Here is a 22,567-nt window from a genome sequence, read left to right on the forward strand (position 1 = left end):
TCGGGTTTATCGGGGTACTTGCAACCCGTCCAGGATCTGGCGGATCACTTCTGCCGGGGTAACCCCTTCCATTTCCCGTTCCGGGGTCAGGACAATACGGTGGCCCAGCACGTACGGGGCCACGCGCTTGATGTCGTCCGGGGTCACAAAATCCCGTCCCCTCACCGCAGCCTGGGCCTTGGCGGTCAGCATGATGGCAATCGAAGCCCGGGGCGAGGCGCCCAGGTAGAGGCTCCCGTGTTCCCGGGTTTGCCCCACAATGTCCGCGATGTATTCCAGGAGCTGGTCTTTGATCACCAACTGGTGAATACTAGCCTGGTATTCCCGGATTTGTGCCGCGGTGAGTACCGGGGGTACCGTAGCTGTTTCCTCCCGGCCCTGCAGCTGGTGTTTCCGCCTGAGGATCTCCACTTCTTCCTCCCGCCCCGGGTAGCCAATGTCGATTTTGAACAGAAAGCGGTCCAGTTGGGCCTCCGGCAGGCGGTAGGTGCCTTCCTGCTCAATGGGGTTCTGGGTGGCCACCACCAGGAAAGGCGGGTCCAGGGGGTAGGTGACTCCGTCCATACTCACCTGCTTTTCGGCCATGGCCTCAAAGAGGGCTGCCTGGGTCTTGGCGGGCGCCCTGTTGATCTCGTCGATTAACACCACATTGGAGAACACCGGGCCTTTCTTGTATTCAAAATCCCCGGTTTTGGGGTTGAAAACGGAGGTGCCCAGGATGTCGCTGGGCATCAGGTCCGGGGTGAACTGTATGCGGCTGAAGCCCACGTCCAGGGTCCGTGCCAGGAGTTTGGCGGTAAGGGTCTTGGCAATGCCGGGCACTCCTTCAATGAGGGCATGCCCCTCTGCCAGCATGGCGATGATAAGCATCTCCACCATGTCCTGCTGCCCGACCAGGACGCTGCCAAAGGCCTCCTTAATGGCGGTAACGGCCTGGCGCAGGCGTTCCAGGTCTACGCGGTTGGTAAATTCCAGGGGGTTGCCCCCTTCCGGGGCGGGGTTCGGGTTTTCTTCAGTTGAAGCCATGTGTCATAGATTAAAAGGTTCCAGGAGCCGGTGCAGGCGCAGCAGGTCCGATTCGGTATGTGTGGTCTTCCGTTCCAGTTGACGGATGGTTTTCAGCAGGTTTTCGGCAGCGGTTTCCGCCACCCCGGATTTCAGGGCTATGCGGCGGGACAGGCCGCCGTCCTGGTCGTCCCACTTCAGGAAATACTTCGAGCGCAGGGCTTCCCGGAAAAACCGGATCCGCTTCCGGATCAGGTCTGTGGCATCCCCATGCTGGAAATACAGGTCGCCTATGGTCCGGGCAAAGGCCACGGAGGTGTTTTCGGGCGGGGGCATCAGGGGGATGATCCGCTGCTGCCTGCGCGAACGCACCAGCAGGAAAAGCAGGCCCCCGGTCAGGGCCAGGTAATAGGCCCACCGCAGGGCGTCCTGAGCCAGGATAAAGCGCAGGGGCGACTGCACCACCACCCGGCCGCTCTTCATGGAGTTGTCCCAGAACAGGGGGGCGTTGTCCAGGTAAGAGAAAACCCCGGCCGCATAGGGGCCGCCAGGTCCCAGCAGGTGGTAGTTGCCAAAGGCATAAGGGGTGGTGTGCAACAACAGCTGCCCGGCCCCCACGGGCAGGCGGACAAAATTCAACCGTTCCTGGGCTACGGGATTACCCGTTGCAAAGTCTGCCGCTTCAAAACGGACGACTCCCAGGGCAATCGCCCGGGCAGTATCCACAGCGGTAAAATAGGTGCGCAGGTAGCCCTTGTCCAGGGTGGGGTTCAGGCTGTCCCAGGCCCTGCCTTCCAGGCGTACTTCCACGGCCTCCGAGCCAAAGCCGTATTCGGAAGCCACGGTCAGGCCCAGGCTGTCTTCCAGGGTTTGCCCGAAGGTGTGGCTGCTGATCAGTACCGAATTCCCCTTTTGGGTGAAATCCAGCAGGGCATAGGCCAGGGTTGGGTCCATGTCCGCCTGTTCATTGATTACTACCAGGGAGGCCTTGCGGGTGGTGTCGCGGGTGCGCAGCCAGGTATACAGGTCGGTGCTTATAGGGGTAACCCCGGCCTCGGGGAATAAGCCAGGGAGTTCTTGGTAGAGGACGTAGCAGCCAAAAGGATCCCGGGAGGTACGCGTAAAGTCTGGCCGCCAGTTGAGGGGCCGGGGCCGGCTGACTTCGAAAATGCCAATCCCCAGGACCGAAAGGCCGAATAGGAGCAACAGGATTTTACTGCTTTTTTGCATCCAGCGCCGGGGTGTTAGGGGTTTCAAAGAGGTGGGCCACACTCCCGTAGCCTTCCGGGTTCAGGGCCTGTTCCCCATACCAGGTGTATTCGTAAATGCGGGAGGCCTGGGCAAAGGAATGGCGCAGCCCGGCATCCGATATTTCCGAAAGGTAATCCCAGTTGGTTTTTTCCGGGTGGTAGGCTATTCGCCCGGCGCGCTGCAACTGCTGCAGCAGCCGCAGGTAGCGGTACCGGACGGCCATGCGGTAATCCCCGGCCGCCAGGGCGGTCTCCAGCAGGGCATCCAGGTCCGTGGTTTCCAGGGCTTCTTCGGTCCAGATGGCTTTTTGCGGGGCCTCGGCCTCTTTGCGGAACAACTGTCCAAAAGGGGCCTGTATCAGGTAGCGCACCACCAGGTAGATGGCCAGGGCGCCCAAAAGAATATAGATCACGTATTCCAACACGGCTGCCCAGCCGGGGGGCAGTTCCACCCCAAAAGTGTCGAAAAGCCAGCGGCTTACCGCATTGATAAAACGGGCCAGGTAATTTTCCGCTGCCCCTTCCGGCCGCAGGTAATCGAAATCTGAACCGGAATATCGCTCATTCAGGCCCGGCTCAAAGCTGCGTACCTGTCCCGGCCCCAGGGTGTCCGCAGCCACCTCCCGAACCGAATCCGAAACCTGAGCCCCGGCTTGGCGGGGTATGGATATGGGGTCTGAGACTGGGATCAAGGGGTTTCGGGTTGGCCGATCAGTTCAATTTTCCGGCGGGTGTTCAGGTTGTATTTCTTTTCGTGCAGGCTGTTGTACAATACCCCGTTAATCCATTGGGAAAGGGCCTGCTGGAAAAGCCCGGCAATCATCAGAATGCCTACCCCTACGGTAAAGATCAGGGTATCCAGTTCTTCCATGCGCTGCTGGCCCAGGGTTTCAAACTGGTGGAAGGCGTAAATACCAATCAAAACCCCGGGAGCGGTCATCAGCAGGAGCAAGAGGATGTAGTTCAGAATGCCCAGGATAAAATTCACTCCCACACAGGTCCAGAAGGATTTCATCACCAGGTCCCAGCCTTCTCCCAGGGCGCTGCCCAGGCCCTTTTTTTCCGAGATCAGGGCAAAGAGGGAGACCCCCAGCCAGGCGCTTACAAAGAACATCAGGCCGTAATAGGCCAGGGTCCCTACAATCGGGATAAGGGCCAGGATAAAGCCTACCACAAAGGTCATCAACAGGATGCCCATGGCCAGCAGCACAAACAGGATAATGTTTCCCAGTTCCCCGCGTATGCTGCGCCAGAGGGTGCCTGCCGTTGGGGTTTCGCCCCCGGTTTCCTGATAGTGGTTCATATAGGCGCTGGCCAGTGCAAAATTCAGGGCGGCTGCCAGGGCCACAATAAGCACGTAGCCCAGGACGCCCACCATCATAAGGGTACTGCTGGAAGCCACCTCCTCGCTTTCTACGCCCATCTGCATATTCCCAACCCCGTTAATGATACCCGAAAATCCGGAAACCAACAGATAACTGCATAGCATCAACCCGATCATAAACAGGCCGTTATACTGGATAAAAATGTTTGAGAAGGGTTTGAAATGCCGCTTCAGGAACACAAAATACAGGGTGAGGATTTCCCCAAAATCCCGGTTTACCCGAAGGTCAAGGAAGGGGGGTTGGGCTGGGTTTTGCATGGGTCGTGTTTAGGTATCTGGGATAGATGAAATAATAGAACAGGATCAGGCCAAAGCAGGCAGCAATGAGTATAAGCGCCAGCCAGAGGGGCATTTCGGAATAGCGGGTAATAAAACCTTCAATAAAGCCGGCCACCACAAAGAAAGGCAGGGTACTCACCAGGACTTTCAGCCCATCCTTGGCCCCCTGCATAAAGGAATGCCGTCTGGGGTAGGTTCCGGGAAAGAGCAGGCCTTTGCCCATAAGCAGCCCGGCACAACCGGCCACTACGATAACCGAAAGCTCGAATGCCCCGTGAAGCCAGATCTGTTTGTTGGCTTCCACAAAAACCCCTTCGTTGTAAAAAAAGGTGATAAAGGCCCCAACCATCACCCCATTGTTGAACAGGAGGTAGGCGGTGCCGATCCCGGCAGTTACCCCCAGCGCATAGGCCAGCAGGGCTACCCGGATGTTGTGGATGGTGATGCCGAGAAAACTGCCCAGTGCCCCGCCGCTCTTATATATGGCGGTGGGGTTTCCCTGGGCGATGTTGTCCAGGGTGAGGTTCACATAGGCGTCTCCCAGGATCAGGCGTACAAAACTGGCATCGTTAAGGGCGGAAAGCGAGCCGATGGCCGCGGCCAGTACAAAGATGAGCAGGGCCAGCCCCAGGGTACGCTGGTGGGGCCCGAAAAAATGGGGAAATTCATGGGTCCAGTACCGCCACAGCCGGTTCCGGCTTTCCTTTCGGTTCCGGTAGATTATCTGGTGGGCTTCGGATGCCAGGGCATTCAGGTATTCCAGGGTTTTGCTCCCGGGGTAATAGGTCTGGGCATAGGCCAGGTCGTTGGTCAGGTGGATATAGCCATCCGCCAGGGCGTCAGGGGCCAGCCCGCCGCCTTGTTGCAACGCCTTTTCGAATGCGGTCCATTTTTCCTTATTTTGCCTGACAAAAGCTGCTTCGCGCATAGGCTGTAAGAGGGCTTTCGGTTAAAAATAGGATTAAATGGCCAACCTCCAAATAACGACTACCCAAAATGTAAACCTGGAATACACCCTGGCCGGGGTAGGGGAGCGCATCCTGGCCTTTCTGGTGGATGGCGGCATCCTCCTGTTATATGCCCTCTTGGTCAGCCAGATTGCCGATACCATTGGGGTGGTCTTTGACGATGGCTGGACCGGAATTGGCCTGGCCTCCCTGATGATGCTGCCGGCCTTCTGCTACAGCCTGGTACTGCAGAGTATATTCAACGGGCAAACCGTGGGGAAAATGATCCTGAAGATCCGGGTGGTACGGCGGGACGGGGCTCCGGTGCAATTCAGCAATTACCTGGTGCGGTGGATGCTGCGCCTGGTCGATATCTGGCTGTTTTTCGGTTCCATCGGGCTGCTCTCCATGCTCTTCTCGGAAGCCTACCAGCGTATCGGGGATGCGGCCGCCGGCACGGTGGTGGTCAACAACAAGCGCAAAACGCGCATTGACCATACCATCCTGGAGGAACTGGAGCAGGAATATAGTCCTGTGTTCCCCCAGGTGACCCGCCTGAGTGACCGCGACGTTCGCCTGATCAAGGAGATTTACGGGGTGGCCCGGAGGAGCGGGGATTACGGTACCCTGAAGGCCCTCCGGGAAAAAGTGGAAGGCCTGCTGCAGACCGGCTCGGACCTTTACGACAAGCCCTATTTGGACGCCGTGCTCAAGGATTATTCATATTATACCCGGGGCTAGGATGGTTTTCTTCACAACCCTGGATATGTTGGGGACCGCAGCCTTTGCCATTTCGGGGGTGCTGGTGGCCATGGAAAAGCGACTGGACCTCTTTGGGGTAGTCATCGTTGCGGCGGTTACCGCCATTGGCGGGGGTACCCTGCGCGACCTGCTGATCGGCGATGTGCCCGTGCGCTGGATGGCGGACCCCCGATACCTCTACCTGATCCTGGCAACCGCGGCCTTTGCCGTGCTCTTCCAGAGCCGGTTGCGGTACCTGAGGCGATCCCTGTTTTTGTTCGATACCCTGGGCATAGGGTTATATACGCTGGTGGGGATCGAGAAAGGGCTGGCCACGGGCCTTTCCCCTTTAATTTGCGTGGTGCTGGGCACCATGACAGCCTGTTTCGGGGGGGTAATCCGCGATATCCTCTGCAACGAGATCCCGGTGATCTTCCGCAAGGAAATCTACGCCACGGCCTGTATAGCCGGCGGGGCCCTGTACTTTGTCCTGCTGGGGGCCGGCCTGCCCGAGGCCTATGCCTACCTGGCCGGGATTGGCGCCGTAATCCTGATCCGGCTGCTGGCGGTGCGCTTTAAGATTGCCCTGCCCGATATTTACCGCAAGCGCATCTAAGGCTTACTCCAGGACTTCCGCCTTCAGGATGTAGACGTTTTTCATGGGCCACTCCCCGTCGTCAATCTCTACCTGGTTAATGGCATCCACTACGTCCATCCCTTCCACTACGCGCCCAAATGGGGTATAAGAACCATCCAGGTGGTAGGAGCCGGGGTCGGTTACCACAATAAAGAACTCAAAGGGCGAGGCCAGCATATGGGGGTTGTCGATCTCGCTGGAGGGCATGGAAAGCGTGCCCCGGTGGTGCCTGTATCCTTTGCGGGTATCCGGGGGCAGCAGGTAACGCCCAATGGCCTTGCGCTTCAGGGCGGTTTTCAGGTTGTCGGCATTCCCACCCTGAATGATAAATTTCGGCACCACCCGGTGAAACATGGTACTGTCGAAGTATTTTTTCCGGGCCAGGTAGATAAAATTGGCCTTGTGGTAGGGCACATTGTCGTAGAGCTCCACGGTAAAGGCGCCCATACTGGTGGTTAGCCGTACCCGGTTGGCTTTTAGCCCTTTCTGGTATTCAAAGAAAAAGGGGATGGCATTGTCCTCGTCCAGCACCAGGGTGTCTGCGGGGTTTTCCCGCGCTGCGTCCCGGGTTTCACCCGTATCCTTTTTCAGGGTATCCGCAGGGGCGGTATCCCGGGCCTCCACCTTGGCCGGCACGGATTTATTTTGTTCCTTACACCCGCAGAACAGCCCGGTGGCCAGGACGGTCAGCAGGAGGATGTTTTTGATTTTCATGGACTATAACCGTTTTTCCCGTTCGCTTGCAAAAATAAAGAATCTTCCCCTTCCTGGCCGGGAGGCCCATTACCAGATGGCGCCCCAGGTTCGGGTAAAGGAACTGGAGGCCATGGAATCCATCCCGGACCAGGCCCGGCAGGCCGGGGTTATGGCCTTGTTTTACCCGGGCCAGGATACATTGGCCCGTCTGTTGCTCATCGTGCGTCCCACCTATCCGGGGGTGCATTCCGGGCAGGTTGCCTTTCCGGGCGGGGGTCGGGAACCCGAAGATGAGGACCTGTTGCAAACTGCGCTGCGGGAAACCCGTGAGGAAGTTGGCGTGCCCGAGGGGGACGTGCAATGCCTGCGGCCGCTCAGCCCGCTGTATATCCCGCCCAGCAACTATACGGTTAGCCCGCATGTGGGGCTTTGTACGGCGCGCCCGAACTTCAGGCCGGACCCCGAAGAGGTGGCCGGGCTTATCGAAGTGCCGGTGCAGGAGCTTTTGGGGCCGGAAAATATCGTCTCCCGCCCCATGACCACCTCTTATGCCCATCGTATTGAGGTTCCGGCTTTTACATTTCAGGGGCATATTGTATGGGGGGCCACAGCCATGATTTTGAGCGAGCTTCGGAGCCTTTTAAGGCAGGTGGTCTGACCCTAAATTCGTAAATTTACACCCTATGGGACTTTTGAAACGAAATCCGTTTGGCCATATCCTGCTGCTTAAGAAATGGTTGATCCGCATCATGGGGGTACTTACCCACCAGCGCTATAAAGGCTTTAACAAGCTGGAGATTGAGGGCTCTGAAATCCTGAGGTCCCTGCCCGGCGAAAATGTACTGTTTGTGAGCAACCACCAGACCTATTTTGCGGATGTGGTGGCCATGTTCCACGTTTTTAACGCCAGCCTGAGCGGGCGGGTGGACAACATCAAGAATGTGGGTTACCTCTGGAACCCCAAGCTCAACATCTATTATGTGGCGGCCAAGGAAACCATGGGCAAGAGCCTGCTCACCAAGATCCTGGCCTATGCGGGGTCCATCAGCATTGAACGAACCTGGAGGGCAGACGGGGAGAATGTGAACCGGCAGGTGCGTATGAGCGACATCACCAATATCGGGACCGCCCTTAAAGACGGGTGGGTGATCACTTTCCCTCAAGGTACCACGACCCCCTGGAAGCCCATTCGCAAGGGCACGGCCCACATCATCAAAAAATACAAGCCCCATGTGGTTCCTGTGGTCATAGACGGGTTCCGCCGCTCCTTCGATAAAAAGGGGTTGTTCGTCAAAAAGAAAGGCATCCTGCAGTCTATGGTGATCAAGCCGCCGCTGGAGATTGACTACGACGGGGAATCCGTGGAGTCCATTATCGAAAAGCTGGAATACGCCATTGAGCAGCATCCTTCATTCCTTAAGGTTATCCCCAAGGAAGAATTACTTGCCTATGAAGCGGCCCACGAGGAGCGTCGCTGGCGCCCCGGCAGGAATTAGTGGTCCAGCCGTTTCAGTTCCTTGTAGTTGGCATATAGCCTGCGGGTAAGCAACCCGTAAAGCAGGAAATAAATCCCGCCCATCAGGGCGGTAAAGAGGATGGCCAGCACGGCCATGATACCCATCACCAGCCATTTGAGTTGTACCGGGTCCTGGTCTGCATCCGGGTGGAGGTGCAGGGCCCCCACCAGGTTGTCGGAGAAGTACATGCCGGCAATAAAGACCCCGAAGATTACCAGGATCATGCTCAGGCAGAAAATCACGTAGTGCTTAACCGTACGACGGGTCCGGATAATCCGGTCCATCAGTCGGCTGGCATCTTCCAGCACCGAGATTTCCCGGTATCGCATGTAAAACTGCACGATAAAATAGAGCACCACGGCATACTGGATTACCGTCACCACAATCAGCTCGGTCTGTATGCCCAGGTCCCGGGCCACGTCGTAGCCGTTGCCGTTGCGGAAGGAGGGGACCAGGTACAGCAGGTGGGGCACGATAAATTCGATGATGCTGATGTAAAAGATCCACCGGACTAGGGAAGAAGAGCGCTTCCAGATCATACGGTGGAGCTGGTCGAAGGACAGGCGGGGAAGGGCTTCTTCCCGCTGCTGCCAGTCTTTTTTAAGTAAATCCAGTTCGTCCATCATGGCCTTACGGATTGAGAATGGTTCTTAGTTTGGTTTTGATGCGATTCATCTTCACCCGGGCGTTTACTTCGGTAATCCCCAGGGTTTCCGATATTTCGCTATAGCCCTTGTCTTCCAGGTAGAGAAAGACCAGGGCCTTGTCTATGTCTCCCAGTTCCCTGATGGCGTCATACATCAGTTTAAGCTGCCGCTCTTCCGTGGGGTCATACTGTTCTGCGCGGATGCGGTATACCACCGTATCAAAATCCTGGGTTTTGGGCTGCTTTTTAGACCGCCGGTACAGGGTAATGGCCGTGTTAAGGGCCACCCGGTACATCCAGGTGCTGAACTTGGAATCCCCCCGGAATTTCGGGTAGGCCTTCCAGAGTTGGATGGCAATCTCCTGAAACAGGTCGTTGTGGGCTTCCGGGTTGTTCGTATACAGGCTGCAGACCTTGTGTACGATATTCTGGTTGCTTTCCAGCAGGGAAACGAATTGATGTTCGAGTTCCTTCTTCACGCGGGGTTGGAGGTTGTGCCTATAAGTAGCCCGGGGGTGACTTTCGTTACAGTCGGATGAAAAAAAGGGGGGGCATGCCCCCCCGTAAAGGTATTATTTCGGGTCAGTTCCGGTAATCCAGGGCAGGTGCCCGGTCCCCCAAAAGGGATTCATACCGGAAGTCAGGGCCCCTGCGGTTTTCGAATTCCATCCGGGCCTGGGTCAGGATTTCCGGTTGGGACAACAATTCGATGGCTGTCCGGGCCAGGGTTTTGGCGGCAATCATCATCCCTTTAGTACCAATACTGGTGCCCCCGGCGGCCACGGCCTGCCAGCTGTGTGCCGGGGTTCCGGGTACCCAGGTGGCGGCGCGCAGGCCCACGGTAGGCACCACAAAACTCACATCCCCCACATCCGTAGAGCCGAATGCCCGGCTCTCTTCCCGGAACGGGGCTACGGAAGCCGCGGTTGCCTCGTCCAGTTCAATGCCCATGGAGGCCGCAATTTTTTCGGCAAAGGCCTTTTCCTCCGGGGTATAGGTCATCCCGCCCACCTCGGATAGGGTCTGGTGCATGACCTTTTGCAGGGTCACATTGGGGAGGGTTTCGTAAACCCCGTTGATCAATTCGTACTCCATGCGGGTGCCTGTACCCAGGGCAGCCCCTTCGCCGGCCTTTACAATGCGGTCAAAAACTTCCCGGACCACTTCGCGGGTGTTGTGGCGGGCGTAATAGTATACTTCTGCAAAATCGGGCACCACGTTGGGGGCTTTCCCCCCGTCGGTTATCACATAGTGGATCCGGGTTTCCTGGGGGATGTGCTCCCGCATCAGGTTCACCATCATGTTCATGGCTTCCACCCCGTCCAGAGCGGAACGCCCCCGTTCCGGGGCGGCTGCCGCATGGGCGGAAACCCCATAAAACCGGAACTTGGCAGATTTGTTGGCCAGGGAAGCCCCGGCGCTGGCCCCGTTGGCGGCGCCCGGGTGCCAGTGCAGCACGGCGTCCAGCTGGTCAAAAAGGCCGGCTCGGGTCATGTAGACTTTACCGCCCCCGCCTTCTTCGGCCGGGCAACCGTAAAAGCGCACCGTTCCGGCTTTCCCGCTGGAGATCAACCAATCCTTCACCGCAATGGCTGCGGCGGCGGAAGCCGTGCCGAACAAATGGTGGCCACAGGCGTGCCCGGCTACGCCTCCGGCGGATTTCTTCTCGGGCAGCGCCTGCTGGGAAAGCCCCGGCAGGGCATCGTACTCGCCCAGGATGCCGATTACCGGACCCCCGCTACCGTATTCGGCCATAAAAGCGGTGGGTATCCCGGCTATGCCCGTTTCAATCCGGAAGCCCGCGTCCTTCAGGGTCTGTTGCAACAGGGCGGAACTCTTTTCCTCCTGGTATCCCATTTCTGCCCAGTCCCAGATCTGCAGGGCAATGTCTGCATACTTCCCGGCTTTGGCATCCAGCCCGCTCAGGGCCTTGTCCTGGGCGTGCAGCGCCAGGGTGCACAGGGCCAGGCCAAAAGTGTAGATTCGTTTCATTTCGGATGTTGGTTTTGGATTCCTTAAAGATACAAACCCGCCCGGGTTATACAAGCCCCGGAAGGGCTTCGTGGCACACCCCCTTACAGGGATTTCCGGGGGTGGTACCGCTCCACAACCTCGGTGAGGTGGCCCCGGTCCATATGCATGTACACCTCGGTGGTGGTGATGCTCTCGTGCCCCAGCATTTGCTGGATGGCCCGGATATCCGCCCCGTTTTGCAGCAGGTGGGTGGCAAAGGAGTGGCGGAAGGTGTGCGGGCTTACCTTTTTCCCGATCCCGCTGCGGGCAGCCAGGTCACGTACCACGGTAAAAATCATGGCCCGGGTCAGGCGCTTGCCCCTCCGGTTCAGGAAGACCTGGTCCTCATGGCCCTTCTCCGGGCGCCAGTGGGGGCGGATTTCCCGCAGGTAGCGCTCCAGGCAGCGGATGTTGTGTCCTCCTATGGGCACCAGTCGCTCCTTGCTGCCCTTGCCGGTGACTTTGATAAAGCCTTCCTCAAAAAACAGGTCGCTCAGGCGGAGGTCCAGTAATTCGGAAACCCGAAGCCCACAGCCGTACAGGGTCTCCACGATGGCCAGGTTCCGCTCTCCCTCCGGTTTGGACCGGTCTATGGCGGCAATCATCCGGTCGATATCCGCCACGCTTAGCGTATCCGGGAGTTTCCGGCCAATCTTGGGGGATTCGATCCATTCCATGGGGTTGTCTTCCCGGTATTTTTCAAAAAGGAGGTAATCGAAAAACCCGCGCAGCCCGGAAATGACCCGGGCCTGGGAGCGGGCCTGCAGCCGGCTGCCCAGCTCGTGGACGAACCCTTCCAGGTGGTGGCGGGTGGTCTCCAGCGGGCCTACTGCAGGTTCCAGGCTGCAGGCGTAGTCGGCCAGCTTCCGTACATCGCGCCGGTAGTTGCTTACCGAATGCTCGGAGAGGCCCCGTTCCAGGCGGAGGTAATGGATATAATCGGCTATGGCCTGTTCCCACTTCACCTGGTAAAGATAGCCGAATAGTTCTGTGCGAGGAAAAGGAAGAGATACCTGTAATCGCAGGTGGTGTAGGTGAAACCTGTCAGAAAAAATACTACCTTAGAAGTATCACTAAAACAATAAATATGAGACGTATTGTATTGACTGTCATGGCCCTGCTGGGCCTGACTGCCGGGGTTCAGGCCCAGGACATCGATTTTGGGATTACCGCCGGGTACCTGAATGCCCGTGGCAGTATCAAGTCGGACGGCGTAACCATTTCTGCGGATGAATCCGGGATTTACGGGGGGCTGGTTGCCGAATTTTCCGTGGGCAACAAGGTGGGCCTGCAGCCCGAATTGCTCTATGCCAGCATCGATGGCAGCGACGGTATCCTGCTGCCGGTCCTCTTTGAATTCGGGATTGCGCCCAAACTGAACTTGCAGGCCGGACCGCAGTTTGTCTTCTCCCTGGAGGACGTACCGGAAGATTTTACCGGGGTGGAGTTTGACCTGGCCGGTGGAATTGGCCTGGACATTACGGAAGCCTTTTTTGCCGAGGCGCGGTACACCTTCCAGCTGAATAATTCCTATACCGGCCCTGAGGATGTAAAAGTCCGGGGGAATTACCTGTCGGTGGGTATCGGCTACAAATTTTTCTGAACCCTTTCAGATAGCAGAGAAGCGGGGGCCGGGCGCCCCCGTTTTTTTTACCTGGCCGGCAGGGACCCGGCTGGGCTTAATTTCTTAGTTTTATGCCCATGAAGCTGATCATCATCAACGGCCCCAACCTGAACCTGCTCGGCAAACGCGAACCGGAGGTGTACGGCAAGCAGACTTTCGAAGACTATTTCCGGGGGTTGCAGCTGCAATTCCGGGAGGTGCAACTGGAGTATTTCCAGTCCAATATAGAGGGCGAACTGATTTCCAAAATCCAGGAGGTCGGGTTTACCTACGATGGTATTATCCTGAATGCAGCCGCCTATACCCATACTTCAGTAGGCCTGGGGGATGCCGTTAAAGCGGTAGACACCCCTGTAGTGGAGGTGCACATTTCCAATGTAGCTGCCAGGGAGCCCTTCCGCCACGAATCCTATATTTCCGCAGGGGCCCGCGGGGTCATCTTCGGTTTCGGGTTACAGGGGTACGACCTGGCTATCCGGAGCTTTCTGGACTAAGATCCCGTAGCCAGCGGCGTTCTACATAAAAAGTGCCAAAAGGCAGCAGGGAGGCGATTACCAGATAGGCCAGACGTCCAAAGCCCCATTTCCGCTGCCACCACACCCAGGCGGCCAGCAGCAGGTACCCGATAAACAAAACCCCGTGGGCATACCCTATATAGATATTGGGTTCGGCTATACCGGCCCAGTATTTCAGGGGCATACTCAGGGCAAAGAGCAACAGGTAACTGATGCCCTCCAGGATGGCTATTCCTCTGAAGATGGGGAGCATTCCTTGAGAAAGGTTACAGGTGGATCACTTCGTCGTAGGCAGCAGCCACGGCCTCCATTACGGCTTCGCTCATGGTCGGGTGCGGGTGTACGGCCTTCAGGATTTCGTGCCCGGTGGTTTCCAGTTTACGGCCTACCACCGCCTCGGCAATCATATCCGTTACGCCGGCGCCGATCATATGGCAGCCCAGCCATTCCCCGTATTTGGCGTCAAAAATCACCTTGACAAACCCGTCTGCATTCCCTGCAGCCTTGGCTTTCCCGCTTGCGGAGAAGGGGAATTTCCCCACCTTGATCTCATAGCCGGCTTCCCGGGCTTTTTTCTCCGTCATCCCCACGGAAGCTACCTCAGGCATACAGTAGGTACACCCGGGAATGTTGCCGTAATCCAGGGGTTCCACATGCATCCCGGCCAGTTTTTCCACGCAGAGGATACCCTCGGCAGAGGCCACGTGCGCCAGGGCCGGGCCGGGGGTTACGTCCCCGATGGCGTAGTACCCGGGGATGTTGGTTTGGTAGTAGTCGTTTACCAGGATTTTGTCGCGGTCCGTGGCAATGCCCACGTTCTCGAGCCCGATATTTTCAATGTTGGTCTTGATGCCTACCGCCGAAAGCACGATGTCCGCTTCCAGGATTTCTTCCCCTTTCTGGGTTTTCACGGTGGCCTTCACCCCGGCACCGGAGGTATCTACCCCGGTTACCTCGGCGGAGGTCATGATTTTTACGCCCGCCTTTTTAAAGCTGCGCTCCAGTTGCTTGGAGACCTCTTCGTCCTCTACAGGGACAATGTTGGGCATGAATTCCACCACAGTCACCTCCGTGCCCATGGCGTTGTAGAAGTAGGCAAATTCGATGCCGATGGCACCGCTGCCTACCACGATCATTTTCTTAGGTTGGGATTCCAGGGTCATCGCTTCCCGGTATCCGATAATCTTTTTGCCGTCCTGGGGCAGGCTGGGCAGTTCCCGGCTGCGGGCCCCGGTAGCAATGATGATGTGCTGGGCGCCGTATTCGGTTTCCTTGCCGTCGGCCGCTTTTACGCTGATTTTTTTCCCGGGTTTCAGGGTCCCGTATCCCTGGATCACCTCAATCTTGTTCTTTTTCATCAGGAACTGTACCCCTTTGCTCATGCCTTCGGCCACGCCCCGGCTGCGCTTCACCACGGCGTCAAAGTCCTTGTCCGCCCCTTCCACTTTCAGGCCGTAGTCTCCGGCGTGTTGCAGGTATTCGAACACCTGTGCAGATTTCAGCAGCGCCTTGGTGGGGATACAACCCCAGTTCAGGCATACCCCGCCCAGGCTTTCCTTTTCGACAATAGCGGTCTTGAATCCCAGTTGCGAGGCCCGAATGGCCGTTACATAGCCCCCGGGGCCGCTTCCCAAAACAATGATGTCAAAGGTATTCATAGGTGATCTGTTTCTCGATTTTGCCCCGCAAAGGTACGAAACACGCACGAAAAACGGCGGGGGTTTACGGCCCGGGCCTAAGGGGGGTGAAAGGGGTTGGTTCTGTTGGGGTTAAGCCTGGTCTCTAGGTCCCATCATGCGGCGGTTAAAGGCCTCGCTTTGCCCCGGGGGGATACTTAAGGGTTGCCAGGACTCTCCCAGCAACCATTTCCCCAGGTAAATTAATTGGCCCACGTGGGAGGCGTAATGGGCCAGCTGGCGCGTTACGGCAGCCTCAGGGCTATGGGCCTGCCCACGGATATGCAGGCGGGTTTCCGGCGGCAGGCCCTCCAGTTGGTCCAGGGCTTCGAACAAACACTCCCAACCGGCCTCCCACCGGGCCATCAGGACCTTCCGGTCCTGGGCGGGTTCCCGGAATTCCGACTCCCGGTTCCGCCAGGGTTTTTCCCCGTCCTCTTCCAGGAAACGGGTCCAGCGGCTGAGCATATTGCCCGCCAGGTGTTGCACGATAACGGCAGCACTGTTGGAACCCGGCCCGGGGGAGGCAAACAGCTGCGCATCGCTCAGCTGGGACAGGGCCCGGTCGCCCAGGTCCTTGTAGCGCTGGAATTCGGTCCTTGCGCTGGGAATAAAGCCCTGGGTGAGGTTCATTTTTCTGCCGGGACAAAGTTCAGGGCAGCCCCGTTGATGCAGTGGCGCATCCCGGTGGTCTGCCGCGGGCCGTCTTCGAAGACGTGCCCCAGGTGCCCCCCGCAGGTGGCGCAGTGTTCCTCCACCCGCCGCATGCCATAGGTGGTATCGATGCTGTAGGCCACGTTGCCTTCAATTTCACGGTCGAAGCTGGGCCAGCCCGTGCCGGAATCGAATTTATGGGCGCTCTCAAAAACCGGGGTGCCGCAGCCGGCGCACACATAGGTGCCGTCTTCTTTGTTGTACAGCAGGTCGCTGCTCCCGGCATTTTCCGTGCCGGCCTTGCGCAGGATGTAGTATTCCAGGGGGGTAAGCTGGGCCTTCCACTGGGCATCCGTCTTGTTTACGGCAAATTCGGCCTCGCTTTCCTGTGGGTTTGCGGGCTTCTGGGAGTGGCCCTGGCAGGCAAAAAGCAGCACGCCCAGGGCGGCCATCATAAGCTGTTTCATAACCATTTTTTTAGCATTAGTCCGTTGGGAGAGGCTGTTCCTTTCAAAAATAGGGGAAAACGCAAAAACCCACTGCCGGGGCAGCGGGTTTTGACAACACTTTAACGCTCGGTTTACTGCTGGATGCGGGGAATGGTTTGTTCCTTCACGCCCAGGTAATCGAGCACGGACTGCATATTGGAAACGTCCACTTTGCCGCCCAGGCCGTCGGCCGGGAGGATGGCAATCCGGAAAATCTGGTTGTCCGTATCCCCGGGGCTCAGGGTAGCCAGGTCAAAGTCCGACTCCAGGAAGATACTCACGTCCAGAAAGGTATGGTCGTAATTGTACTGCAGGATGCCCTGGTCCAGCAGGCGCGTTTGCGGGAGCAGGCGCCATACATCTATGGGAGCACCCCCGTTGGGCTCGTCCACCGCTTCCCAGCGGATGTATACCAGCACCACATCGGTCTCAAAGACCTCCAGGCCCGGGGCATCTTCGGAAAATACAGAGAACAGGGAGTAGTCGTTGCCCGGGGTAAAGTCTCCGACAATGTCGTAGACGCTGCCCAGGATGTTTACGCCGTCTGCCCCGTCAAGGCCGTCACGGCCGTCAAAGCCGGGAGGGCCTGCCGGGCCTTCGCAGGACAGGGTGGTCAGGGAAATGAGAATCACGAGGAAGGTGCTGAATGTTTTCATAAGGGTTTGTTTTTAACTCCCGGGGGCGGCCCGGGATGGTATTTTCGGATATCCGTTTCAAAAAGCGTTCCAAAAATGCGATGCCGGCCCCTGAATCCGGTAAACATCCCTTGGCGCTGTCTTTTGGTTGTAGCCTTAAAACATCCTGAGAGCAAAAGATTTGGCCGCTTCCAGGAGGCTTTTAGGGCCGTGGCTGCCCGAAGGTTTTTTGGTACAAATATTCACAACGTTACAGCCCCAGTGCCCGTTTGGGCAGCGGATATTTCGGACGTCTCATTGGCTGAAATGTGGAATAATGGCTACATTTAGGGCGCTATCAACTCTATACCCTATGCTACCACAAGAACGTGTGGTCATCGATGCCATACGCCCCCAGCTGGACTGCGGAAAATTCTTTATTAAACGCATTGTAGGAGAGGAAGTCCGGGTTACTGCGGACATCCTTCCCGACGGCCACGACGTTATGCAGGCCGAGGTGCTCTACAAGCATCAGGGCGCACGGACCTGGAAAACCGTGCGGATGGAACCCCTGGAAAACGACCGCTGGGAAGCGGCTTTCCACGTGGAAAAGCAGGGTTTCTATCAATACAAGGTGAGGGGCTGGGTAGACTATGCTCTGAACTGGCAGCACGGCATCGAGGCCAAGATTGCAGACGGACAGCACGTAACCAGCGAATTGCTGGATGGGATACGCTACCTGGAATTCCTCCTGAAAGAGGTGGATAAAAGCGGGCAGGCTTACCTGCAGGACCTGATTAAGGCTTTTGCAGACCCCAGCCGGTACCTGGAAGCTACGGAAGCAGCCGTTTCCGAGCGCCTGCACGGGTGGTTTGTGGAATACCCGGAGCGCAGGCTGGCCAACACCAGTAAGGAATTACAGGTGTATGCCGACCGCCCCCGGGCCGGATTCAGCACCTGGTATGAATTCTTTCCCCGGTCGGCGGCACAGACCCCGGGAACCCACGGCACCTTCGCGGATTGCGAACGCCTGCTGCCACGGGTAGCCGAAATGGGCTTCGACGTGCTGTATTTCCCACCCATCCATCCTATAGGAGAGGTGAACCGCAAGGGCAAGAACAATACCACGAATGCACAGGAGGGCGACAGCGGGGTGCCCTGGGCCATTGGCTCCCGTCATGGGGGGCACCGCCACATCCATCCCGAGCTGGGAACGGAAAAGGATTTTCGCCGGCTGGTGGCCAGGGCACATGACCTGGGGATAGAGGTGGCCATGGACCTGGCTTTCCAGGCAGCACCGGACCATCCCTATATACAGGATCATCCGGAATGGTTTCGCCGCCGCCCGGACGGGACCATGCAATATGCCGAAAACCCGCCCAAGAAATACCAGGACATCGTTAATTTCCACTGGGAATCCGAAGCCTATACCGCCCTGTGGAAGGAGTTGCTGGGGGTTACCCTGCAATGGGTGGACTGCGGGGTGCAGATCTTCCGGGTAGACAACCCCCATACCAAGCCCTACTATTTCTGGCACTGGCTCATTGCCGAGGTGAAGAAGAAGCACCCGGACGTACTCTTCCTGGCCGAAGCGTTCTCCCGCCCCCGGGTGATGCAGCAGCTGGGCAAGCAGGGCTTTTCCCAGTCCTACACCTATTTTACCTGGAGGGTCCACAAACAGGAGATTATCGACTATATGGTAGAACTCACCCAATCCGAAATGCGGGAGTACTACCGTCCCAATTTCTGGCCCAATACGCCGGACATCAATCCCTTCCACCTGCAGGGTACGGGCGAGGCCATGCATATGATCCGGTATGCCCTGGCGGCCACCCTTTCCGGGAACATCGGCATCTACGGACCGGTCTTCGAGTATATGGTTACCGACCCCATGCCCGGGAAAGAGGAATACCGGGACTCCGAGAAGTACGAAATCCGGCATTGGGACTGGGAGCACCAGAACAAACTGACCCACGTGATCACCCGCATCAACACCATCCGCCGGAAGCACCCGGCCCTGCAACAGACCAACAACCTGCATTTCTGCGGGCTGGAAAACCCGGAGATGCTGGCCTTTTACAAATGGGATAGCGGGCGTACCAACGAGCTGCTGGTGGTGATTAGCCTGGATCCCAATACTACCCAACAGGGCATGGTGCGATTGCCCTGGGAAGCCATGGGCGAGCCCCACCGCGGGCTGGAGGTCTACGACCTGATGACCCAGGCCAGCTACCGCTGGGAAGCCGAATGGAACTTTGTGGAGTTGCATCCCAACCTGCCGTTTCATATTTTTCAGATCAGACGATAGTATCCCATGGCCAAAAAGACCCCTTCAACCCCCGCAAAAACACAGGAAGCCCAACCGGAAACCGCCTACCGCTTTGACGTGCCCTGGGAGGGCCTGATGGACCACCCGGAATTTGTCTCGGTTTTCCTGTCGGACGTACTGGAGCGCTATGTACAGCAGCAGCGCTGGTACGGCGGTAAATCCAGTACCCTGAAATACATTGAACTGCAGGAGTATTTCCGCATACAGCAAGGGGCGGAGGTCTATTACGGCCTGTTGCTGGAGGTAAATTTTGAAGAAGCCTTTTACCAGCATTACTTTCTGCCCATCGCCTTTGTCTCCGACCCGGACTTTGCCAAAAAGGACCGCATCCTGCCCGTGGTGGTTGGTGGGGAGGAGGGCTTTATTATCGACGCGGTTAACCTGGAATCCTTCCGCAGGCTGGTGTACGAGCGCATCATCACGGCAGAGCCCAACGACACTACCCGGGTGCGCTACCACAAGAGCGTGACCTTTGAACCTGAGGCCTATGCATCCTCGCGCCTGATGGGCCTGGAGCAGAGCAATACCTCCATCATCATCAATGGGAAATCCGTGATCAAGTTCTTCCGCCGCATCTATGCAGACAAGAACCCGGATTACGAGATGAGCCGTTTCCTTTCCGAACGCAAGGAATACCGGAACACCCCGGCCTACCAGGGGAGCCTGAGCATCATCGATACGGATAACGCCAACATTACCATTGCCCTGATGCAGGAACTGATCGCCAACCAGGGAGATGCCTGGGACTATATGCTCAAGGAGCTGAATAAGATTTTTTCCAACCTGGAGTACAAGGGCATACAGATTGCCCGCCTGCCCGAAACGGAGCTGTTTACCCGGCTTAAAATCCGGGACGTGCCCCCTGAAATTATAGACTGGGCGGGGTTGAAAATCTTCCTGAAACTCCAGAAACTGGCCCAGCGCACCGCGGAAATGCATATTGCCCTGGGGTCCGAATTTGAAGACACGGCCTTTACCCCGGAACACTTTAACGGAGATTATGAGGTCTGGCTGAAGAACCGCCTGCTCTACCAGTTCCAGAACCGCCTGAATACGGTGGAAAACAACCTGGAGCGCCTGGAAGGCAATTCCCTGGCCCTGGCTAAAGAATTCCTGGAGCGCAAGAATGAGATCCGCAAGCGCTTTATGAAATTCGACTGGACCCGGCTGAAAGGGGAACGCCTGCGCGTGCACGGCGATTACCACCTGGGGCAGGTACTGGTGCAGGGCGAGGATTTCTTCCTCCTGGATTTTGAAGGGGAACCCGAAAGTACCATCCGCGACAGGAAGGTGAAACAACCCCCGCTGAAGGACATTGCGGGGATCTTCCGCTCCTTCCACTACGCGGTGTACGCCACTATCTTCAATAATGAAGGCAAATTCCCCTTCGAGCAGCAGGAGTTGTTCCGTGCCGGGGAGTTGCTCTACCGCTATTTTATCGGGGTCTTTCTGGAGACCTACGTGCAACTGATCCAGGACCACAATGTGGACATCGGGTACAGCGCAGAGCGTATATTCCTGCTGAAATACTGCATGCTGGAAAAGGCGGTATACGAACTTGGATACGAAATGAATTCCCGCCCGGACTGGGCGGTGATCCCCCTGGAAGGGATCCGAAGCATCATCAACGACTAAACCTGAAAAAACATGGGAAAAGTAATCCCCCACAGCATATTCTCCGATTTCGACATTGAACTCTTCAAAGCCGGCAAGCATTTCCGGCTCTATGAGAAATTAGGCTCCCGCCTCATGGAGGTGGATGGGGAAAAGGGCGTGTATTTTGCCGTGTGGGCGCCATCGGCCAAGGCGGTTTCCGTGGTGGGCGATTTCAATTACTGGCTGGAGGGGGAACACCCCCTGAACGTACGCTGGGATGCCAGCGGGATCTGGGAGGGCTTTATCCCTGGGCTAAAAAAGGGCACCCTGTACAAGTACAAGATCCATTCCCACCACAACGACATCAAAACCGAAAAGGCAGACCCTTACGCCCGTGCCTGCGAACACCCGCCCAAGACCGCTTCAGTGGTCTGGGAAGACCAGTACGCCTGGAAGGATGAAGGATGGATGGAAAAGCGCGCTGCCCACAACGCCCTGGAAGCGCCCTATTCCGTCTATGAGGTGCACCTGGGGTCCTGGAAACGCAAGGACGGTGACTTCATGACCTACAGGGAACTGGCCAAAGACCTGGTGGAATATGTGAAGGATATGAATTTTACCCATGTGGAATTTATGCCCATTATGGAATACCCGTACGATCCCTCCTGGGGCTATCAGCTTACCGGGTACTTTGCGCCTACCAGCCGCTTTGGGTCCCCCGAGGACTTTAAGTTCCTGGTGGACGCCCTGCACCGGGCCGGTATTGGGGTAATCCTGGACTGGGTGCCTTCGCACTTCCCGGAGGATGCCCATGGCCTTGGGTACTTTGACGGGTCCCACCTGTACGAACACCCGGACCGCCGCCGGGGCTACCACCCGGACTGGAAAAGCCTCATCTTCAATTACGGCCGCAACGAGGTGCGCTCCTTTCTGATCAGCAATGCCCTGTTCTGGCTGGACCAATACCATGCGGATGGCCTTCGCGTGGACGCAGTAGCCTCCATGCTCTACCTGGATTACTCCCGGGAAGAAGGGGAGTGGGAGCCCAATATTTATGGCAACAATGAACACCTGGAGGCGATTTCATTTATCCGGGAACTCAATACTGAAGTCTACGGCAATTTCCCGGGGGTACAGACCATTGCCGAGGAATCCACGGCCTTCTCCATGGTGACCAAACCCGTTAGCATGGGTGGCCTGGGCTTCGGGATGAAGTGGATGATGGGCTGGATGCACGACACCCTGGAGTATTTCAAGAAGGAGCCGGTATACCGCCGCCACCACCAGAACGACATCACCTTTAGCATGACCTATGCCTTTACGGAGAACTTTATGCTGCCCTTTTCCCACGACGAGGTGGTTTACGGGAAACAGTCCCTGCTGTACCGCATGCCGGGGGACGAGTGGCAGCGCTTTGCCAACCTGCGGCTGCTCTTTGGCTATATGTTCACCCACCCGGGCAGCAACCTGCTGTTTATGGGCGGGGAATTCGGGCAGTCATCCGAATGGAACTTCCAGCAGAGCCTGGACTGGCACCTCCTCCAATACGATTTCCACAAAGGGGTGCAGGCCGTGGTACGGGACCTGAACGCCCTGTACCGCGCCCAGCCGGCCCTGTATGAGAAGCAATACAGCCCCGAGGGCTTCCAGTGGATCGACTACGGGGATGCCGAAAATTCCGTGCTAACCTACCTGCGCAAGGGGAAAGCCTCCAAAGACGACCTGGTGATTGCCTGCAACTTTACGCCCGTACCCCGCGAAGGGTACCGCATTGGGGTGCCCAAGACGCGGCAGCTGAAGGAGGTTTTTAACAGCGACGCCGAAATGTATGGGGGAAGCGGGATGGTCAACACCAAGGCGGCCATCGAAAAAACGCCCTGGCACGGGTATGACCGTTCCATTTGTGTGAACCTGCCGCCCCTTTCCGTAGTGGTTTTCCGATAATTATGTAGCCGC

At 57.3% G+C, this 22,567-nt stretch carries 24 protein-coding genes; 9 read left to right on the forward strand and 15 right to left on the reverse strand.

The annotated features are described in order from the left end of the window. Positions 1–6: 6 nt before the first annotated feature. Genes OZ410_RS09585 through OZ410_RS09605 form a run of 5 tightly spaced genes read right to left on the reverse strand, consistent with a single transcriptional unit; the run spans position 7 to position 4,846 of the window. The gene (locus tag OZ410_RS09585; RefSeq protein WP_277707739.1) at positions 7–1,026 is read right to left on the reverse strand and encodes an AAA family ATPase; all 1,020 of its coding nucleotides are present in this window, start codon (positions 1,024–1,026) and stop codon (positions 7–9) included. Between the two features lie 3 nt (positions 1,027–1,029). Next, a complete protein-coding gene (locus OZ410_RS09590) occupies positions 1,030–2,235 on the reverse strand; it encodes a DUF4350 domain-containing protein (protein ID WP_277707740.1) in 1,206 nt (401 codons plus the stop codon). Then, on the reverse strand, positions 2,219–2,947 hold the full coding sequence (locus OZ410_RS09595) for a DUF4129 domain-containing protein (protein WP_277707741.1): 729 nt from the start codon (positions 2,945–2,947) through the stop codon (positions 2,219–2,221). The genes OZ410_RS09590 and OZ410_RS09595 overlap by 17 nt, the downstream gene beginning before the upstream one ends. After that, positions 2,944–3,897: a hypothetical protein gene (locus tag OZ410_RS09600; protein ID WP_277707742.1), complete on the reverse strand. Its 954-nt coding sequence runs from the start codon at positions 3,895–3,897 to the stop codon at positions 2,944–2,946. Before OZ410_RS09600 ends, OZ410_RS09595 begins: the two co-directional genes overlap by 4 nt. Further along, the gene (locus OZ410_RS09605) at positions 3,866–4,846 is read right to left on the reverse strand and encodes a stage II sporulation protein M (protein ID WP_277707743.1); all 981 of its coding nucleotides are present in this window, start codon (positions 4,844–4,846) and stop codon (positions 3,866–3,868) included. Before OZ410_RS09605 ends, OZ410_RS09600 begins: the two co-directional genes overlap by 32 nt. 37 nt (positions 4,847–4,883) lie before the next feature. On the opposite strand from OZ410_RS09605, the gene OZ410_RS09610 reads away from it, so the two are divergent. Together OZ410_RS09610 and OZ410_RS09615 are read left to right on the forward strand one after the other, a co-directional pair. Further along, positions 4,884–5,606, forward strand: a complete 723-nt coding sequence (locus OZ410_RS09610; RefSeq protein WP_277707744.1) for an RDD family protein — start codon at positions 4,884–4,886, stop codon at positions 5,604–5,606. Between the two features lies 1 nt (position 5,607). Beyond that, a complete protein-coding gene (locus tag OZ410_RS09615; RefSeq protein WP_277707745.1) occupies positions 5,608–6,222 on the forward strand; it encodes a trimeric intracellular cation channel family protein in 615 nt (204 codons plus the stop codon). A gap of 3 nt (positions 6,223–6,225) precedes the next feature. Here OZ410_RS09615 and OZ410_RS09620 read toward each other — a convergent pair whose 3' ends face one another. Then, positions 6,226–6,957 carry a peptidylprolyl isomerase gene (locus OZ410_RS09620; RefSeq protein ID WP_277707746.1) on the reverse strand — a complete coding sequence of 244 codons (732 nt, stop codon included), beginning with the start codon at positions 6,955–6,957 and terminating at the stop codon, positions 6,226–6,228. A gap of 76 nt (positions 6,958–7,033) precedes the next feature. On the opposite strand from OZ410_RS09620, the gene OZ410_RS09625 reads away from it, so the two are divergent. Together OZ410_RS09625 and OZ410_RS09630 are read left to right on the forward strand one after the other, a co-directional pair. After that, a complete protein-coding gene (locus OZ410_RS09625; protein ID WP_277707747.1) occupies positions 7,034–7,597 on the forward strand; it encodes an NUDIX hydrolase in 564 nt (187 codons plus the stop codon). 25 nt (positions 7,598–7,622) lie between these two features. Continuing rightward, the gene (locus OZ410_RS09630; protein WP_277707748.1) at positions 7,623–8,435 is read left to right on the forward strand and encodes a lysophospholipid acyltransferase family protein; all 813 of its coding nucleotides are present in this window, start codon (positions 7,623–7,625) and stop codon (positions 8,433–8,435) included. On the opposite strand, the gene OZ410_RS09635 is transcribed toward OZ410_RS09630, so the two are convergent. From OZ410_RS09635 to xerD, 4 genes are all read right to left on the reverse strand, one after another. Then, complete coding sequence (locus tag OZ410_RS09635; RefSeq protein WP_277707749.1) at positions 8,432–9,082, reverse strand: hypothetical protein; 651 nt, start codon at positions 9,080–9,082, stop codon at positions 8,432–8,434. The genes OZ410_RS09630 and OZ410_RS09635 overlap by 4 nt on opposite strands. Positions 9,083–9,086: 4 nt before the next feature. After that, positions 9,087–9,581: an RNA polymerase sigma factor gene (locus OZ410_RS09640; RefSeq protein WP_277707750.1), complete on the reverse strand. Its 495-nt coding sequence runs from the start codon at positions 9,579–9,581 to the stop codon at positions 9,087–9,089. A 103-nt stretch (positions 9,582–9,684) separates the two neighbouring features. Further along, positions 9,685–11,094 (reverse strand): amidohydrolase, encoded by a 1,410-nt coding sequence (locus tag OZ410_RS09645; protein ID WP_277707751.1) that lies wholly within the window; start codon positions 11,092–11,094, stop codon positions 9,685–9,687. An 83-nt stretch (positions 11,095–11,177) separates the two neighbouring features. After that, complete coding sequence (xerD, locus tag OZ410_RS09650; RefSeq protein ID WP_277707752.1) at positions 11,178–12,080, reverse strand: site-specific tyrosine recombinase XerD; 903 nt, start codon at positions 12,078–12,080, stop codon at positions 11,178–11,180. A 122-nt stretch (positions 12,081–12,202) separates the two neighbouring features. On the opposite strand from xerD, the gene OZ410_RS09655 reads away from it, so the two are divergent. Beyond that, on the forward strand, positions 12,203–12,718 hold the full coding sequence (locus tag OZ410_RS09655; protein ID WP_277707753.1) for a porin family protein: 516 nt from the start codon (positions 12,203–12,205) through the stop codon (positions 12,716–12,718). Between the two features lie 98 nt (positions 12,719–12,816). Beyond that, positions 12,817–13,233 carry a type II 3-dehydroquinate dehydratase gene (gene aroQ, locus OZ410_RS09660; protein ID WP_277707754.1) on the forward strand — a complete coding sequence of 139 codons (417 nt, stop codon included), beginning with the start codon at positions 12,817–12,819 and terminating at the stop codon, positions 13,231–13,233. On the opposite strand, the gene OZ410_RS09665 is transcribed toward aroQ, so the two are convergent. From OZ410_RS09665 to OZ410_RS09685, 5 genes are all read right to left on the reverse strand, one after another. Further along, positions 13,211–13,507 carry a DUF3817 domain-containing protein gene (locus OZ410_RS09665; RefSeq protein WP_277707755.1) on the reverse strand — a complete coding sequence of 99 codons (297 nt, stop codon included), beginning with the start codon at positions 13,505–13,507 and terminating at the stop codon, positions 13,211–13,213. The two genes, aroQ and OZ410_RS09665, sit on opposite strands and share 23 nt — an antisense overlap. A 13-nt stretch (positions 13,508–13,520) precedes the next feature. Further along, positions 13,521–14,912 carry a dihydrolipoyl dehydrogenase gene (lpdA, locus tag OZ410_RS09670; RefSeq protein ID WP_277707756.1) on the reverse strand — a complete coding sequence of 464 codons (1,392 nt, stop codon included), beginning with the start codon at positions 14,910–14,912 and terminating at the stop codon, positions 13,521–13,523. Between the two features lie 111 nt (positions 14,913–15,023). Next, positions 15,024–15,563 carry a DUF1572 family protein gene (locus tag OZ410_RS09675; protein WP_277707757.1) on the reverse strand — a complete coding sequence of 180 codons (540 nt, stop codon included), beginning with the start codon at positions 15,561–15,563 and terminating at the stop codon, positions 15,024–15,026. Then, a complete protein-coding gene (gene msrB, locus OZ410_RS09680; protein WP_277707758.1) occupies positions 15,560–16,051 on the reverse strand; it encodes a peptide-methionine (R)-S-oxide reductase MsrB in 492 nt (163 codons plus the stop codon). Before msrB ends, OZ410_RS09675 begins: the two co-directional genes overlap by 4 nt. A gap of 113 nt (positions 16,052–16,164) precedes the next feature. After that, entirely contained in the window at positions 16,165–16,728 is a 564-nt protein-coding gene (locus OZ410_RS09685) for a collagen-like protein (protein ID WP_277707759.1), read from the reverse strand. Between the two features lie 331 nt (positions 16,729–17,059). Here OZ410_RS09685 and OZ410_RS09690 point away from each other — a divergent pair, with 331 nt between their 5' ends. Genes OZ410_RS09690 through glgB form a run of 3 tightly spaced genes read left to right on the forward strand, consistent with a single transcriptional unit; the run spans position 17,060 to position 22,555 of the window. Next, positions 17,060–18,994 (forward strand): alpha-1,4-glucan--maltose-1-phosphate maltosyltransferase, encoded by a 1,935-nt coding sequence (locus OZ410_RS09690; RefSeq protein ID WP_277707760.1) that lies wholly within the window; start codon positions 17,060–17,062, stop codon positions 18,992–18,994. 6 nt (positions 18,995–19,000) lie between these two features. Continuing rightward, a complete protein-coding gene (locus OZ410_RS09695; RefSeq protein ID WP_277707761.1) occupies positions 19,001–20,650 on the forward strand; it encodes a maltokinase N-terminal cap-like domain-containing protein in 1,650 nt (549 codons plus the stop codon). A gap of 12 nt (positions 20,651–20,662) precedes the next feature. After that, positions 20,663–22,555 (forward strand): 1,4-alpha-glucan branching protein GlgB, encoded by a 1,893-nt coding sequence (glgB, locus tag OZ410_RS09700; protein WP_277707762.1) that lies wholly within the window; start codon positions 20,663–20,665, stop codon positions 22,553–22,555. The last annotated feature ends 12 nt before the right edge of the window (positions 22,556–22,567 follow it).

Source organism: Robiginitalea aestuariiviva, from assembly GCF_029537735.1.
Lineage (GTDB): Bacteria > Bacteroidota > Bacteroidia > Flavobacteriales > Flavobacteriaceae > Robiginitalea > Robiginitalea aestuariiviva.

Excerpts from the sequence above, each read along its gene's own strand:
- OZ410_RS09585 (WP_277707739.1), bottom strand. The coding sequence starts at position 1,026 with ATGGCTTCAACTGAAGAAAACCCGAACCCCGCCCCGGAAGGGGGCAAC.
- OZ410_RS09590 (WP_277707740.1), bottom strand. The coding sequence starts at position 2,235 with ATGCAAAAAAGCAGTAAAATCCTGTTGCTCCTATTCGGCCTTTCGGTC.
- OZ410_RS09600 (WP_277707742.1), bottom strand. The coding sequence starts at position 3,897 with ATGCAAAACCCAGCCCAACCCCCCTTCCTTGACCTTCGGGTAAACCGG.
- OZ410_RS09605 (WP_277707743.1), bottom strand. The coding sequence starts at position 4,846 with ATGCGCGAAGCAGCTTTTGTCAGGCAAAATAAGGAAAAATGGACCGCA.
- OZ410_RS09610 (WP_277707744.1), top strand. The coding sequence starts at position 4,884 with ATGGCCAACCTCCAAATAACGACTACCCAAAATGTAAACCTGGAATAC.
- OZ410_RS09615 (WP_277707745.1), top strand. The coding sequence starts at position 5,608 with ATGGTTTTCTTCACAACCCTGGATATGTTGGGGACCGCAGCCTTTGCC.
- OZ410_RS09620 (WP_277707746.1), bottom strand. The coding sequence starts at position 6,957 with ATGAAAATCAAAAACATCCTCCTGCTGACCGTCCTGGCCACCGGGCTG.
- OZ410_RS09625 (WP_277707747.1), top strand. The coding sequence starts at position 7,034 with ATGGCGCCCCAGGTTCGGGTAAAGGAACTGGAGGCCATGGAATCCATC.
- OZ410_RS09630 (WP_277707748.1), top strand. The coding sequence starts at position 7,623 with ATGGGACTTTTGAAACGAAATCCGTTTGGCCATATCCTGCTGCTTAAG.
- OZ410_RS09635 (WP_277707749.1), bottom strand. The coding sequence starts at position 9,082 with ATGATGGACGAACTGGATTTACTTAAAAAAGACTGGCAGCAGCGGGAA.
- OZ410_RS09645 (WP_277707751.1), bottom strand. The coding sequence starts at position 11,094 with ATGAAACGAATCTACACTTTTGGCCTGGCCCTGTGCACCCTGGCGCTG.
- OZ410_RS09655 (WP_277707753.1), top strand. The coding sequence starts at position 12,203 with ATGAGACGTATTGTATTGACTGTCATGGCCCTGCTGGGCCTGACTGCC.
- aroQ (WP_277707754.1), top strand. The coding sequence starts at position 12,817 with ATGAAGCTGATCATCATCAACGGCCCCAACCTGAACCTGCTCGGCAAA.
- OZ410_RS09665 (WP_277707755.1), bottom strand. The coding sequence starts at position 13,507 with ATGCTCCCCATCTTCAGAGGAATAGCCATCCTGGAGGGCATCAGTTAC.
- lpdA (WP_277707756.1), bottom strand. The coding sequence starts at position 14,912 with ATGAATACCTTTGACATCATTGTTTTGGGAAGCGGCCCCGGGGGCTAT.
- OZ410_RS09675 (WP_277707757.1), bottom strand. The coding sequence starts at position 15,563 with ATGAACCTCACCCAGGGCTTTATTCCCAGCGCAAGGACCGAATTCCAG.
- msrB (WP_277707758.1), bottom strand. The coding sequence starts at position 16,051 with ATGAAACAGCTTATGATGGCCGCCCTGGGCGTGCTGCTTTTTGCCTGC.
- OZ410_RS09685 (WP_277707759.1), bottom strand. The coding sequence starts at position 16,728 with ATGAAAACATTCAGCACCTTCCTCGTGATTCTCATTTCCCTGACCACC.
- OZ410_RS09690 (WP_277707760.1), top strand. The coding sequence starts at position 17,060 with ATGCTACCACAAGAACGTGTGGTCATCGATGCCATACGCCCCCAGCTG.
- OZ410_RS09695 (WP_277707761.1), top strand. The coding sequence starts at position 19,001 with ATGGCCAAAAAGACCCCTTCAACCCCCGCAAAAACACAGGAAGCCCAA.
- glgB (WP_277707762.1), top strand. The coding sequence starts at position 20,663 with ATGGGAAAAGTAATCCCCCACAGCATATTCTCCGATTTCGACATTGAA.